11 protein-coding genes are annotated in these 14,827 nt (G+C 50.4%); all 11 read left to right on the top strand.

What is annotated here, in order from left to right:
- Nucleotides 1-753 (top strand): DeoR/GlpR family DNA-binding transcription regulator, encoded by a 753-nt coding sequence (locus tag B0X71_RS10285; protein WP_077589323.1) that lies wholly within the window; start codon nt 1-3, stop codon nt 751-753.
- A complete protein-coding gene (gene pfkB / locus B0X71_RS10280; protein ID WP_077589322.1) occupies nt 750-1,682 on the top strand; it encodes a 1-phosphofructokinase in 933 nt (310 codons plus the stop codon). The genes B0X71_RS10285 and pfkB overlap by 4 nt, the downstream gene beginning before the upstream one ends.
- Complete coding sequence (locus tag B0X71_RS10275; RefSeq protein ID WP_077589321.1) at nt 1,679-3,643, top strand: PTS fructose transporter subunit IIABC; 1,965 nt, start codon at nt 1,679-1,681, stop codon at nt 3,641-3,643. Before pfkB ends, B0X71_RS10275 begins: the two co-directional genes overlap by 4 nt.
- A 339-nt stretch (nt 3,644-3,982) precedes the next feature.
- Nucleotides 3,983-4,612: an anthranilate synthase component II gene (locus B0X71_RS10270; protein ID WP_077589320.1), complete on the top strand. Its 630-nt coding sequence runs from the start codon at nt 3,983-3,985 to the stop codon at nt 4,610-4,612.
- Nucleotides 4,587-6,350: an aminodeoxychorismate synthase component I gene (gene pabB, locus B0X71_RS10265; RefSeq protein ID WP_077589319.1), complete on the top strand. Its 1,764-nt coding sequence runs from the start codon at nt 4,587-4,589 to the stop codon at nt 6,348-6,350. Before B0X71_RS10270 ends, pabB begins: the two co-directional genes overlap by 26 nt.
- Before the next feature lie 85 nt (nt 6,351-6,435).
- A complete protein-coding gene (locus B0X71_RS10260) occupies nt 6,436-8,067 on the top strand; it encodes an amidohydrolase (protein WP_077589318.1) in 1,632 nt (543 codons plus the stop codon).
- Nucleotides 8,068-8,088: 21 nt separating this feature from the next.
- Nucleotides 8,089-8,778, top strand: a complete 690-nt coding sequence (locus tag B0X71_RS10255; RefSeq protein WP_077589317.1) for a phosphatase PAP2 family protein — start codon at nt 8,089-8,091, stop codon at nt 8,776-8,778.
- Between the two features lie 176 nt (nt 8,779-8,954).
- Nucleotides 8,955-9,497, top strand: coding sequence for a general stress protein (locus B0X71_RS10250; RefSeq protein WP_077589316.1), 543 nt, complete (start codon nt 8,955-8,957; stop codon nt 9,495-9,497).
- Between the two features lie 472 nt (nt 9,498-9,969).
- Nucleotides 9,970-10,701, top strand: a complete 732-nt coding sequence (locus tag B0X71_RS10245; protein ID WP_077589315.1) for an MOSC domain-containing protein — start codon at nt 9,970-9,972, stop codon at nt 10,699-10,701.
- Nucleotides 10,702-10,972: 271 nt separating this feature from the next.
- Nucleotides 10,973-12,454: a processed acidic surface protein gene (locus B0X71_RS10240; protein ID WP_077589314.1), complete on the top strand. Its 1,482-nt coding sequence runs from the start codon at nt 10,973-10,975 to the stop codon at nt 12,452-12,454.
- A 264-nt stretch (nt 12,455-12,718) separates the two neighbouring features.
- The gene (locus B0X71_RS21840) at nt 12,719-14,509 is read left to right on the top strand and encodes a S9 family peptidase (protein WP_077589313.1); all 1,791 of its coding nucleotides are present in this window, start codon (nt 12,719-12,721) and stop codon (nt 14,507-14,509) included.
- Nucleotides 14,510-14,827: the final 318 nt, after the last annotated feature.

The raw sequence follows: 14,827 nt of genomic DNA, 5'->3' as shown, positions 1-14,827 counted from the left end.
ATGTTAACACAACAACGGCACGAGGTAATTCTCAAGTTATTACATGAAAAGCAAACCGCTACAATTCAGGAAATTGCAGATTTGACGCTTGCTTCTGAATCGACCATCCGCCGGGATCTTACGGAACTTGAAAAACAGCAGAAGTTGGAACGCGTGCATGGAGGGGCTGTTTTGGCGGATCAGCAGCTGGAAGAACCAAGCGTTTTGGATAAATCAGCCAAAAACCTTCAAGAAAAAATACAATTGGCAAAAACTGCTGCCGAACTTATTGAAGAAGGTGATTATATTTATTTGGATGCGGGCACGACGATCATCCAAATGATCCCTTTTTTAAAAGACAGGGACATCCAAGTTGTGACGAATGGACTGACACATGTGCAGCCTCTTATGGAATACGGCATCACTACTTACCTTACAGGCGGACTGATGAAAGCGAGGACCGGGGCGCTGGTCGGCGTACAGGCGCTCAATTCGCTTCAGGCTTACCAATTCGATAAATGTTTTCTCGGCGTTAACGGCTTTCATGAAATGGCCGGTTATACGACACCGGATCCTGAAGAAGCAGCCATGAAACGCCTTGCAGCTGCCCAAGCACAGGAAACATATGTGCTTGCTGATTACACGAAGTATGGGAAAGTTACATTTTCCAAGGTGATTGATCTGCACGAGGCGGGATTGATCACAGCGGGGCTTCCTGATGAGGTGATGACAGCCCTGGGACAACAGACAACGATAAAGGGGGGTATGAGTTGATCTACACGTGTACATTTTCGCCATCGATCGATTATACAACTTACCTGCCGGTGTTTTCCCCGGGCGGTCTGAACCGAACGGAAGATGTCCGGTATTACCCGGGAGGCAAAGGCATTAACGTATCCCGGGTATTGAAGCGGCTTGGAACAGACACGGTTGCGCTCGGCTTCACCGGCGGTTTCACCGGGCAGTACATCGAACAGTTTCTGAAACAGGAAGGAATTCGAACGGATTTCATTCCAGTAGATGGCATCACCCGGATTAATGTGAAAATCAAAGCGGAAGCCGAGACGGAATTGAACGGCCCTGCGCCTGAATTAAATGCAGCGCAATTGAAAGCGCTTGCCGATAAGCTTGCGCATTTTTCCCGCGGTGACTGGTTCGTACTGGCCGGCAGCCTGCCGAAGCAGGTTCCGGATGGCTATTTTCAGCAGCTCGCGGGAATGTGCCGGGAACGGGGCATTCACTTCGTCCTGGATACATCCGGCCCGCTTTTGCGGGAACTCGCTGCTTATCAGCCGTTTCTGATAAAACCGAATGCGGAGGAACTCGGGGAATTGTTTGGAGCGGATATAACTTCGCAAGCCGCTGCTGTCCGGTATGCCCGCCGGCTGGTTGAATTAGGAATCCGGCATGTTGTCGTATCACTCGGCGGCAAGGGCGCCATTTACGTTTCCAAGGACATAGCAGCTGTCGCTGAAGTGCCAAAAGGGAAAGTTATCAATACAGTCGGAGCCGGTGATTCACTGGTTTCCGGATTCATTGCGGCATGGGAAGCCGGTGCGGAGCCGCTCGAGGCATTCCGCAACGGTGTGGCAAGCGGCAGTGCGACTGCGTTCCAATCAGATTTATGCCGGAAACAGGATGTTGAAGCCCTTCGTGAACAAGTCACCATCAAACCATTCCAAGAACAGGATGTGAATTTATGAGAATCACAAATTTATTGACTGAAGATACAATTGTCCTGGATCTGCAGTCAACGACCAAAGCGGATGTGCTCAGTGAGCTCGCGGGCCAACTGGACAGCGCTGGTAAGCTGAATGACCGCAAGGCGTTTACAAAAGCGATTATGGCCCGTGAAGAACAGAGCACGACCGGAATCGGTGACGGGATTGCCATTCCACATGCGAAAACGGCAGCAGTCAGAGAACCGGCCATCGCTTTCGGGCGTTCGGTTGAAGGTGTCGAGTATGAAGCACTTGATGGCAAGCCATCTCAATTGTTCTTCATGATCGCGGCGAGCGAAGGTGCGGCAAACGATCACTTGGAGGCATTGTCGCGGTTGGCGACTTTCCTGATGGATGAGAAATTCCGTGTCCGGATTTTGGAAGCGGACACGAAAGAAGAAGTGCTGCAGGCTGTATCCGATAAGGAAGATGCGGAATACGGCGATGAATTCAACGAGCATGATGACATTATTCCAAACATTGACCACAGCACAGCGGATATGCCGGCGGATGAAATTGCCAAAGAAGTAAAGCTTCTCGCGGTTACGGCTTGCCCGACCGGTATTGCCCATACGTATATGGCGGCTGAAAAGCTGCGGGAACGGGCGAAAGAACGCGGCATTTCGATCAAAGTGGAAACAAACGGCTCGAGCGGCGTCAAAAACCGCCTGACTGCAGCAGAAATCGAAGAAGCGGATGCCATCATCGTATCAGCGGATACGAAAGTTGAAATGGCCCGTTTCAATGGCAAAAAAGTGATTCAGACCAAAGTCGGAAAAGCAATCCATGATACAGATGCACTCCTTGATCAGGCGATCGGGGAAGCGGTGCCGACGTACCGCCACGATTCGAAAGACCGCGGTGATACAGAAGAAGCTTCAGAAGCATTCGGTGGATTCTATAAGCATTTAATGAACGGTGTATCCAATATGCTGCCATTCGTCGTGGGTGGCGGGATTCTCATTGCGATTTCATTTTTCTGGGGTATAGAAGCGACCGACCCGACGAGTGAAGAATATAACCGTTTTGCAGCCATGCTAAGTGAAATCGGCGGCGCCCGGGCGTTCTTCCTGATGGTACCGGTACTTGCAGGTTTCATCGCTTCCAGTATTGCTGAACGGCCCGGTTTTGCACCAGGGGCGATCGGCGGACTCATTGCCATTACAGTAACAGGCGTTGATGAAGTTAGTGGCGGTTCCGGATTCCTTGGCGGTTTGATCGCCGGTTTCCTCGCCGGTTATGTAACACTTGGCGTAAAGAAAGTCTTCTCGTATGTACCGGAATGGCTTGAGGGGCTGAAGCCGGTCCTGTTTTATCCGGTCTTCAGTATTGCGATCACCGGCATTGTCATGATGCTGATCAACCCGCCGCTTACCCAGCTTTATGTCGGCGTCTCCTCTTTCCTTGAAGGACTGGGTGGTACGAACCAAGTGATCGTCGGCTTGATTTTAGGCGCCATGATGGCGATCGATATGGGTGGTCCGATCAATAAAGCGGCATACACATTCGGCATCGCGATGCTGAGTGCAGAGAACTACACATTCATCGCAGCGATCATGGCAGCCGGTATGGTGCCGCCGCTTGGTCTCGCACTGGCGACAACGCTGTTTAAAAATAAATTTACACGCCAGGAGCGGGAAGCCGGAAAGACATCGTATGTTCTCGGTGCCTGCTTCATCACGGAAAGTGCCATTCCGTTTGCAGCAGCCGACCCCGCCCGGGTTATTCCATCGGTCGTTGCCGGTGCAGCGGTTGCCGGCGGTCTGTCGATGCTGTTTGATATCAGTCTGCGCGCACCGCACGGCGGCGTGTTCGTCATTGGGCTCGTGGAAGAAGGCAGCATCATCGGAATTCTGCTGTATATCCTGGCAATTGTTGCCGGTGCAGTCGTCGCCGCATTGCTTGTCGGATTCCTGAAAAAGAAAAATCCGCAAATGGCGTAAACAAATTAATAATGAAGCGTCCTCTCGCATTGAAGAGGGCGTTTTTTCATGATCGGTCTTCCGGGAAGGCTTTATTGGCGAAGAAAATTTACTCGAATTTTTAACAGGCATTTAACTGGCTTTAAAAATCGTTCAATTGATTTTAATGATCACTCAGCGTGTTTTAAAGCACATTCAACTCGGCCTAAAGCGCATTTACTCCATTTTAATCGCCGTTCAGCTTATTATTACTATAAATATAGAGAAAACTCGTATGGTTTTTTAGTCATTATTCCATTCAGCTCCATTCAAGAAGTATAATTAACAAAGCACAACACAATGACCAAAGAGGTGACCCCATTGATTGCGATCATCGATCATTATGATTCTTTTACATATAACCTGGTCCATTTGTTTGAACAGCTGGATCCGGATATCCGGGTGCTTCAGCATGACCGGCTGCTGCCTGAAAATCTCCATTCTCCTCAGCCGAAACTAATTGTCCTGTCGCCCGGACCTGGTGCACCGGCGGATTCAAAAGCGGCACGCAAGGTGCTGGATACGTTCAGTGGCATAGTCCCGATTCTGGGTGTCTGCCTTGGTCATCAGGCAATCGTCGACTACTATGGCGGCCGGATCACTGCGGGGAAAGCACCGGTTCACGGCAAAGTATCCGCTGTGCATCATGACGGGCAGGGCCTGTTCGCCGGCGTGCCGAATCCCACAGATGCAGTCCGGTATCATTCGCTGACGGCGGAGGAAGCGGCATTGCCTGACGTTCTGCAGGTGACCGCCCGTTCAGAAGACGGGGTGATTATGGGAGTCCGCCACCGCACAGACCCGGTTTGGGGCATCCAGTTTCACCCTGAATCCATTTTGACCGCAGCCGGTCCGCAACTGCTTTCCAATAGCGTGCGGGAAGCGGAAGACTGGCTCGAATCCAAAGCGGGAGGAGGGTGCCTGGATGCGAACTCCGTATTTGCGCTTTGATTTCCGAAATCCGGAAGATGGCAGCCGGCCGCTCGAATTCACCAACCCGCTTCGGGTACTGACTGCCGGGAACTTGGCTGAAGTTCGCGGCGTGTTTGATGCTGTCGAACAGGCACTTGCGGGCGGCCATACTGTCGCCGGGTTCGTGTCGTATGAAGCGGCGCCCGCTTTCCGTCCTGAGCTGAAGGCGCATGACGGAAAGGGGTTTCCTCTCGTGTGGTTCGCCGTATTTGAAGCGCCGGCCGTTCTGGAGACCACAGATTTCAGCGAGGATGGCATTTACCGCGTTTCCGACTGGCAGATGACATCTTCTGAACAGGACTATACGGATGCAGTCCACAGCATCCGGCAGGCCATCAAACAAGGGACGACTTACCAGGTTAATTACACGGAACGGCTGACAGCGGCATTCGAAGGAGACGATCGGGCATTTTATAATCAGCTGCTCCGCAATCAGCAGGCGGATTACAGCGCGTACCTCGATACCGGTCGCTACCGCATCCTGTCTGCATCCCCGGAATTGTTTTTTCGGGTGGCAGATGGGCGGATCACCGCCAAACCGATGAAAGGCACAGCCCCGCGCGGCCGCACGACTGCGGAAGACGACCGGCAGGCGGCAAATTTGCGCGCTTCACAGAAGGAGCAGGCGGAAAACTTAATGATTGTTGACTTGCTGCGCAACGATATCAGCCGCCTGGCGCGGCCCGGCACAGTCCAAGTTTCAGCGCTGTTTGAAACTGAAACCTATCCAACAGTTCATCAGCTGACCTCAACGGTCGAAGCGGTCATCCGTCCAGAGCTGTCGGTGTTCGACTGGTTCGCTGCCCTTTTTCCATGCGGATCGATCACCGGTGCTCCAAAAGCAAGTACAATGCGCCATATCAATACGCTTGAACAGACGCCGCGCAATGTGTACTGCGGGGCGATCGGCTACATCACCCCGGAAAAACAGGCAGTCTTCAATGTGCCGATTCGCACGGTGCTGATCGATTCGGCCACCGGCATGGCCACGTATGGAGTCGGCGGCGGGATTACATGGGACTCGACACCGGAAGGGGAGTATGCGGAACTCGCGGCCAAGGCTCGGCTGCTGACAGAGCGGCGGCCGGCGTTTGAATTGCTGGAATCCCTGCTGCTCGATGACGGAAAGTATCCGCATCTCACAAGGCATTTAGCCCGGCTCGCAGATTCCGCCCGCTACTTCCGGTTTTCACCGCCTGCTGTACGCGCTGTTACTTGTCTTGAAGAACTGGCAGAACAATTCCCGGCTGGTGTCTATAAAGTCCGGTTGCTGTGCAATAAAGAAGGCGAGTGCCGGGCGGAAGCTGTCCCGCTCGGCGGACTGCCGGTGCCCGTCCGCTGTGTTCTCGCGCGGACGCCGGTTGATTCGGCGAATCCGTTTCTTTATCATAAGACGACAAACCGTACAATTTATGATGAACAGATGGCCCAGGCGGACACCGCTGCTTTTTCGGTACTTCTGTGGAATGAACGAAACGAATTGACCGAATTCACCATCGGCAATATCGTCATCGAGCGGGATGGCAGATTGCTGACGCCGCCAGTGGATTCGGGGTTACTACCGGGGGTGTTCCGGCAGCAGCTGCTGGACACGAAAGAAATCGAGGAAAACGTATTGCATATAGAGGACCTGGCGGCAGCTGACCGGATTTGGCTCATTAACAGCGTCCGGGGCTGGGTGCCGGCTGAAGTGCATCTTATGGAAGAGGGAGACTGAGGTCTCCCTCTTTTGCCGTTTAACTGCATCAGGACAAGGGAAAAGGGGGAGATAACTGATCAGTGAGGAAAGGAGAAAACTGCGAATGACGATTATAAAAAACGTTAAATTATACCGGCCCGGAGAAGGGGATAGTCCGAACGAACGGCACCACATCATCTTTAAAGATGGAATCATCGAACAAATCACACAAGGTGATCCACCGGCGGATCTTGAAAACGTGATTGATGGATCCGGCTTCACCCTCGCCCCCTCATTCAATGACAGCCACCTGCATTTATTGCGTTTTGGCCTCATGAAAGATGAATTGGACCTTCGGAACGTAGCCAGCTGGAAAGAGATGCAGGAAATCATCCGTAAGAAATATAATCAGGAAAAAATGAAACACGGCGAATGGATGGTCGGCCGGGGAATGATGGACGATACATTCGATGATATCGACCGGCTGATCGATGCCCGGGATCTGGACGGACTCGTTTCAGAACAGCCGATGTTCATCCTGCACGATGATGGACACGAATGCATTGTGAACACGAAAGCGCTTAACCTCGTCAAGGAAAAAATCGACTTGACGCGATTTCCGGAAGAATTCGTAGAGACAGACAAAAACGGCGAGTTACTCGGCCGCTTCAAAGATACTGCTGTCCATTTAATCCATGTGCTGTTCCGGCAGAAATCGAAAGAAAAAGTAAAAGAAGCGGTAGCAAGCGCTGTGCCGCACTTGCTTGAAAATGGCATCACCTCTGTCCACACCGATGACCTGAATTATGCCGGTTCCTATGAAACGCTGTGGGCGGCCTATACGGAACTTGAACAGGAGGGCAGATTGCCGGTTGATGTGCACCTGCATCATTATATTTTTAACATTGGCGATTTAAAGGGTTTTCTGGAAAACTGGGACATGCGCACGGGAGATGGTACGGAACGGGTAAAAGTCGGTGCGATTAAAATTTTCCTTGACGGGACGCAGCGGCTCCATACATGTGCGCTCCGGGAACCGTATTCAGACCGGCCGGAGACGCGCGGTGTGCTGAATTATCCCTCCCAGGATTTGAAGGATATCGTTAAACTGGCGGCTGAACACGATATGCAGGTGGCGATGCACGCCATTGGTGACCGGGCAGTGGATGAAGCGCTGGATGCGATTGAGTTCGCCGGTGAACATAAGTTGCGGCACCGGATCATTCATGCGCAGGTGTTGGCGCCGGATCAGTTTGAGCGCCTGGAACAAATTAAACCGTATTTGGAAATTCAGCCCGGCTTCATGATGAAAGAGTATAAAGAGACGCGCAAATGGGTCGGACGCGAACGGGAAAAGTACTGTAATGCCTGGGGCTCAGTCGATAAACGCAAAATTCCGTTCACCACAAGTTCTGACTGTCCCATCGGCCCGCTCTCGCCCATCATTGAACTATTTGCCGGCGTTAATCGGACAGATTTGGAAGGAAAGCCGGAAGGCCGCTGGATGCCGGATGAGAAAGTGAAAATCGATTCACTGTATCATGGCTATACCGTCACTCCTGCAGAACTTGAATTCCAGGAAGACCGGAAAGGAAAGCTTGCGCCCGGCTACTTTGCCGATTTTGTCTTGCTGTCCACGCATCCGGCTGAAATCAGCGAATTTGAGATACAAGACCTGGAAGTGATAGAAACATGGTCCCGCGGCCGCCGTGCCTATATGCAGGACAGCAAGCACCAAAACACTCCACAGAATTAGAATACACAGGAGGTGGCTGGCATGGATCAAGACGCGAAAAAACCGGTATTCCCCGTGCTGCTGCTGATTATCGGTCTGGCAGTAGCCGCTCTGCTGATTTATTTATTCGCAGAGCTGGCAGGGGAGCTGATGGAACAGGAACTCAGCGGATTTGATGATATGATTATCGGCTGGTTCGAAGCTTGGAACAGCCCGACACTCGATGCCATCATGATTTTTATCACGGAACTTGGATCGGTCTGGTTTCTGACTGTGGCATCCATTGTGGTAGTCGGGCTGATGTGGTTTAAGCTGAAAGACAAATGGGGCATCGTTTATTTTATCATTGCGATTGCCGGTGCCGGGGGGCTGACATGGTTTCTCAAGCAGGTATATCAGCGGGAGCGGCCATCTATCAACCCTGACATTGATGCCATCGGATTCAGTTTTCCAAGTGGCCATTCCATGGGGTCACTTGTCTTTTACGGATTTGTGGCGTTCCTGATTATCCGGAATGTAGAAAATGCGGCCCTTAAATGGCTATCAGCGGCACTTGCCGTTATTTTGGCCATCCTCATCGGTGCAAGCCGGGTCTATCTCGCAGCCCACTTTCCAAGTGATGTGCTCGCAGGTCAATTGGCTGGCGGTGTCTGGCTTCTGCTTTGCATCCTGGCATTGCAATGGACGAATTACCGGCATAACCGGCGGAAGTATTACGAGCTGCGTGAATAATCCCTGCTTTAATAATAATTAACCGGTTTTTTCATAAAGATTTGCTGTAATTTCACTTTCCGGAATGAATTACCCAATGTACATGTTTAGTGAAAAGTCCGTTGGGGAACTCAAACAACATAGGGATACTTCAAGAATCCTATAGCACGAGATAATTTTGAAGGAGGAATTTACCCATGCCAAAGACATTAATCGGCGGAGTTTACGAAAACGAAGAGAAAGCGCTGAATGCTATTCAGTCGCTGAAAGAACTGGGCTTTGATACCCGGGAAATCTCTGTGTTTGCGAAAGACAAAGACACAGTGGATGATATTGAAGACCGCACAGACGTAAATACGGAAACTGACGACGACGGCCGCGGCAAAAATGCCGGAAAAGGCTTCGGAATCGGTGCCGGAACAGGCGGTGTGCTTGGCGGTGTTGCAGGTCTGATCGCAGAAATTGGCCTTCTGACGATTCCTGGTGTCGGCGTACTCGCAGCAGCAGGTCCGCTGGCAACAACACTCAGCGGTGCAGCAATCGGCGCTACGGGTGGCGGTATTGTCGGTGCACTGACCGGTGCAGGCATCCCTGAAAAAGACGCAAAGCAGTATGAGGAATACCTGAAAAATGGTAATATCCTGATCATTGCTGAAGTGGATGAAGAACAGCGCGAACGTATCCATGATGCGTTCAAGACTGCTGAACCAGTCACTACAGATGTATTCGTCATTAAATAAATGAAGTTAACTGTATTGCAGGAGGAGACCTCGGTCTTCTCCTGCTTTTTTTCATTAAGCTATGTAAAATATCTCTATTGAACTTTCGCAAAACAGCTCCGCTTTCGGGCAATAAGAAAAGCTGCAGCTTGGCTTCTTCTGCAAAATGAATGTTTATTTCTATCTTCACCACTATCACATAAGAACCACAAATATCAATAACACTCGCTAACATAGCTTTTCATTAAAATGATCGTTTTGTGAGAGAATAGGGTTGATCTTTTTTCTGTGAAAATGGAGTTCTTTCGCCGATTTCCAACCGGGATATTGGGATAGTAGCCATACTGATAAATGGACCGGCAGCCATAAACCAGACAGCAGCGAAAAAGAGCTGCCTTGTCTTGTTTCTGATTATGCGATTGATTGGCCGGGCGTCAGGACAACGGAATGGATACACTTGTTCGAAATGCAAATTCACCAAAGGAGGTTAAGTATGCGAGTCGGTACAGTCAAAGAAATCATGCGCCATCCGGTAAAATCGTTTGCGGGAGAAAAAATTGGAAGTACCCGGATAATGGAATACGGTCTTTATGGCGACCGGAGTCATGCATTTATCGATCACAATAATAGAGAAAAGTATTTGACCATCACCCAGTTTCAGGAGATGGTCCGGTATCAAGCCCGGTTTTCAGGAGAAGAATCCATGGACGGGTATCCGGAAGTGGAAGTGGAAACACCTGAAGGAAGGATACTGAACTGGACAGACGATACATTGCGTCTGGAACTGGAGCGCAAATCCGGCCGAAGCTTGTCTCCGGTTCAATTTACACCGGCGGCGGTGCCGATTGGTGCGATTGAACGGGCGCCTATCCACATCGTGTCGACGGCTTCCATTGCAGAAATGGAGCGCCTATGGGGAGAAGACAGCCTCGACTGGCGAAGGTTCCGGCCAAACCTGTTATTGGCTTTTGATGATAAGACACCATTTCTGGAAGAAACGTGGTATGGACAGGAATTGAGAATCGGGCAGGAAGCAGTCATCCGGCTTGAGCAGCCATGCGACCGCTGCATGATCATTACAGTTGATCCGGAAAACGGAAACAGAGCGCCATCACTCCTGAAAACCGTCGTGAAAGAACGCCGAAAACATTTCGGCATATATGCTTCTGTCATTAAAACCGGTGATATTCAAGCAGGCGATCCAATTCTTTTGAAGGAATGGTAAGAGAAAAATAACCGCTATTGATTTCATGGATTAAACCTGATGCTTTCCCGGCTGCCACGTTTTCTCAGCAGTCGGGATTTTCCTGTATATAGGCTGGTTTCAAAGGTGTTATGACCCATGCAGCCGGATTTTATGTTTAAATGCATGCTCCAGCGTCTATACAAGTAATGTGACAACAATGGCAGAAACATAACAAATTGAAGTCAGAGGAACTTAAGACTCAAGCGAAAATCATAATAAATAATTATAAATTAAGGGAGCTGAATACAAAATGAGTAAGCGAACAAACAAAATTCTACCGACAGCTTTAGCGACGACGCTGGCATTTGGAGCAGCTCCATTTGCTGTAAATGCTGAAATTGATTTGGATTCACTGAACGAGACGACACCGGCGACAGCCGACTGGACCGAAGATGACTGGAACACTTACCTGGGAGAGAATTTCGGAACGGACCTCAGTGAATATGAATCGAACGACGAATTGCTCGGTGAGTTGGGTGCACCGGTTGATATCAACGCATGGATTTCCGACCAGTCCGACGCCAATGTTCTGGAAGCGATGGAACGCTATGGCGTAACCGGCGATGAACTGGCTGCGATCCTTGAGGAAAACGACAGCCTGGAAGATATCCATTTCGTCGGTGACCTGGAAAATGTCCTGGAAGATGAAGGCTACACCGATGCAACAGCGGATGAAGAAGTTGTGGAAGAGGAAGCCGTAGTAGATGAAGAAACGGCTATCGACGATGAAGTCGCCGACGCGGAAGTGTACGATGACGATGTGGTCGAAAGCGAAGGCGAAGATGAAATCGTCGACGATGAAGAAGCCGCCGCTGCTGGCGAAGAAACCGGATTCGATTACGGGGAAGTCGACCAGGCGCAGCTTGAAGAGGTTTACCTGACGCCGCTCGGCATGACCGCTGAGGAGTTCGACGGCTACCTGATGGACAATTACGGCATGGGCATTGCGGACTTTGAAAGCTTTGACGTGCTCGAGACGACCGTCGGCCCGTTCATCGATGTCAATGAACTGATCACCGATGTGGAAGACGGCACGGTTGACGATGCAGGCGTAGTCGGCCTGATGGACGAATACGGACTGGATGCCGCGGAGACGGAAGAATTCCTGACCGGCATTGAAGATCCGGACGCCATCAACTTCTATGCGGACCTGGAAGCTGAGCTCATTGCCGCCGGTTACAGTGACAGCACAGGCGAAGACGATGAAACCGGTACGGATGAAGACGTCGTGGATGAAGAAGAAACCGCCACAGACGAAGAAGAAACAACCAAAGATGGTGAAGTGATCGAAACAGGTCTCGACATGACACTCGTGGAAGAGACGTACCTGACACCGTACGGCTGGGCCGAAGATGACTTCAATACGTACCTGATGGACAATTACGACATGGAACTGACGGACTTCAATGACTTTGCGGAACTGGAAGCCACCGTTGGCCCATTGCTCGATGATGAGACCCTGTCAGCGACACTGTATGAATATGACCTGACAGAAGACGATTACAACACCTTCCTCGAAGACAACGGATTCACAGAAGATGACTTCGTATTCGTTGCCGACCTGGAATGGGCACTTGAAGATGCAGGCTATACTGTTGTGAATGAAGTGGACGGCGAAGAAATGCCGGACACTGCGACAAATGCCGTTCAGAACGCCCTGATCGGTACCGGGATTGCCCTTCTGGGTGCTGCCGCGTTCTTCATGTCCAGAAGACGTGAAGGTCAACAATAAATAAAATAGACAATTGATAGATGAAGGAACTGCGCTGGAAGGCGCAGTTCCTTTTCTTAATATAAATATAAAAAAGTATAAAATTACTAAAGGGTTAAATTAAAACCAATAACAGTAATAAACCTTGCAAATACCCAAAAACGGCATTGGGAAAAGCTGAATTGGAAACCGATATACAATTTACGCTATACTTAAGAATGAATAAATGTTTATTCGGATTTCCGCAAATTCGCAGAAATCAATTATATCCGCAGGAGGCAATTTATGATCGAATTTCCGAAAGCCCGTGTTGAACAGTTTTTTCGTACATATGTCATTACCGATTTTACTATCAGTAAAGATGAAAGCCGATTGGTGTTCAGTTCAAATCTTAATGGCAAGATGAATCTATGGGGGATGGATCTGCCTGATACCTTTCCTTATTTATTCGCCCAGCAGGACGAGTCATGCAGTTTCATCAAATTCGACCCGGACAACCGGTTCGTGCTGGCCGGTTTTGACCGCGACGGTGACGAGAACTACCATATTTACGCCATTCCGAGCGAAGGCGGACTGCCGCAGCCGCTGATCACTGGAGACACTGCCGATAAGTTCTTTTTTGCCCATTTAAGCGAAGACGGCAACCGCCTGTATTACATGACTTCTGAAGGGAATCCGTCTTTCCTGAATACACGCATGCGAAACCTCGAGGACGGAACCGATACGTTGCTGAATGAGGGGGAAACCTCACCGACGAATCTCACAGCTGTGTCTCAGAATGAAAAAGCGTTCGTCTATGAGCGATCCTTCGCCAATACATACCGGACGGGCTTCGTAAAAACGGAGGATGAGATGCACAGCCTGACACCGGATACGGAAAAGGTGCATGTCGTGGATGATCCGGTCTTCACAGATAACCGCGTCGTTTACTTTGTAACCGATTATGAGGAGGAATATAGCTATCTGGCCAGCTTTGACCTGGAGACGAAGCAATTCAGCCGTGTATACTCAATCAGCGGTGAAAGCATTTCCTCGCTTAATTGGGACAAGGAACGTGGCGTCTTTTATATCGTGACAGAAAAAGGAGTAACTGATGGACTATACCGCTTCAATCCGGCAAACGGCATGCATGAACAGTTAGCACCGCCTGTAGACATCATCGAAAAAATTCAAGTGACAAAATCCGGTGATCTGTATGTACTGGGACGGAGCGCGACCATTCCGCATAACATTTTCCTTGGAAAAGCCGGATCCGAGTGGGTGCAATTGACGAATAACCGGGCGCTCGGCTTGAACAGTGAGGACATGGTGGAACCGGATGTCGTGACATATAAGTCATTTGATGGCACCGAGATCGAAGCCTTGTTATTCAAAGCGAACCCTGAATATGATAACGGCCATACGATTTTTTGGCCGCACGGCGGACCGCAGGCGGCGGAACGCAAACAGTTCCGGTCGATGTTCCAATGCTTCTTGAACCGCGGCTATACCATTTTCGCGCCAAACTTCCGTGGCAGCACCGGTTACGGCTCATCATTCGCCAAGCTTGTCGAACAGGACTGGGGCGAAGGGCCGCGCCTAGACTGCGTGGCCGGCATCGAGTGGCTGTTCGATAACGGCATCACGGACCGCCAAAAGCTCTTCCTCGTCGGGGGCAGCTACGGCGGCTATATGGCCCTGCTTCTGCATGGCCGGCATCCGGAGCTGTTCAAGGCCGTTGTCGATATCTTCGGACCATCGGATCTGTTCACGTTCGCCAACTCGGTGCCACCGCACTGGAAGCCGCTCATGGACCGCTGGCTCGGTGATCCGGAGCGTGACAAGGAGCGATTCATCACGGATTCCCCGGTCACATACCTGGACGGCATGACGCGTCCGATGCTCGTGATCCAAGGCGCGAAGGACCCGCGTGTCGTAAAAGAAGAGTCGGATCAGATTGTAGCAAAACTGAGAGGCGCCGGACGCGACGTGGAGTACTTGCTGCTTGAAGACGAAGGGCATGGATTCTCCAAGAAAGACAACGAAATCAAAGTGTACAGCGCCATGCTGGACTTTCTGGCAAAGCATCAGGCATAGCAATATGAAAAATTCCATAAACATAAAAAGACGCCGGAATGAACCGGCGTCTTTTCGTGCTGTCAGGAGACTGAATGAATGGAATATTGTCTTCACTAAAAAGAGGAAGCGGCGCAGACCGCTCCCTGAAGAATAGGGTTGAGGCTTTTATATGAATAAGGGGGAATGGGTTTGAAAGTACTTGCCCGGCCCCAACCCTTTGGTACATTATTCATTTTCCTCTTTTCACTGTTCCATAATCCACATTACAAGATTCTTAACTTTTTTGATAAAGAACTGCAATAAGCGGTAATCTGCGTCATGCTAATCGGCTATGTT

Origin of the sequence: Planococcus lenghuensis (assembly GCF_001999905.1) — a bacterium.
Taxonomy (GTDB): domain Bacteria; phylum Bacillota; class Bacilli; order Bacillales_A; family Planococcaceae; genus Indiicoccus; species Indiicoccus lenghuensis.
The sequence above is the reverse complement of the archived record's forward strand: the minus strand, read 5'-3'. Positions and strand labels throughout refer to the sequence as shown.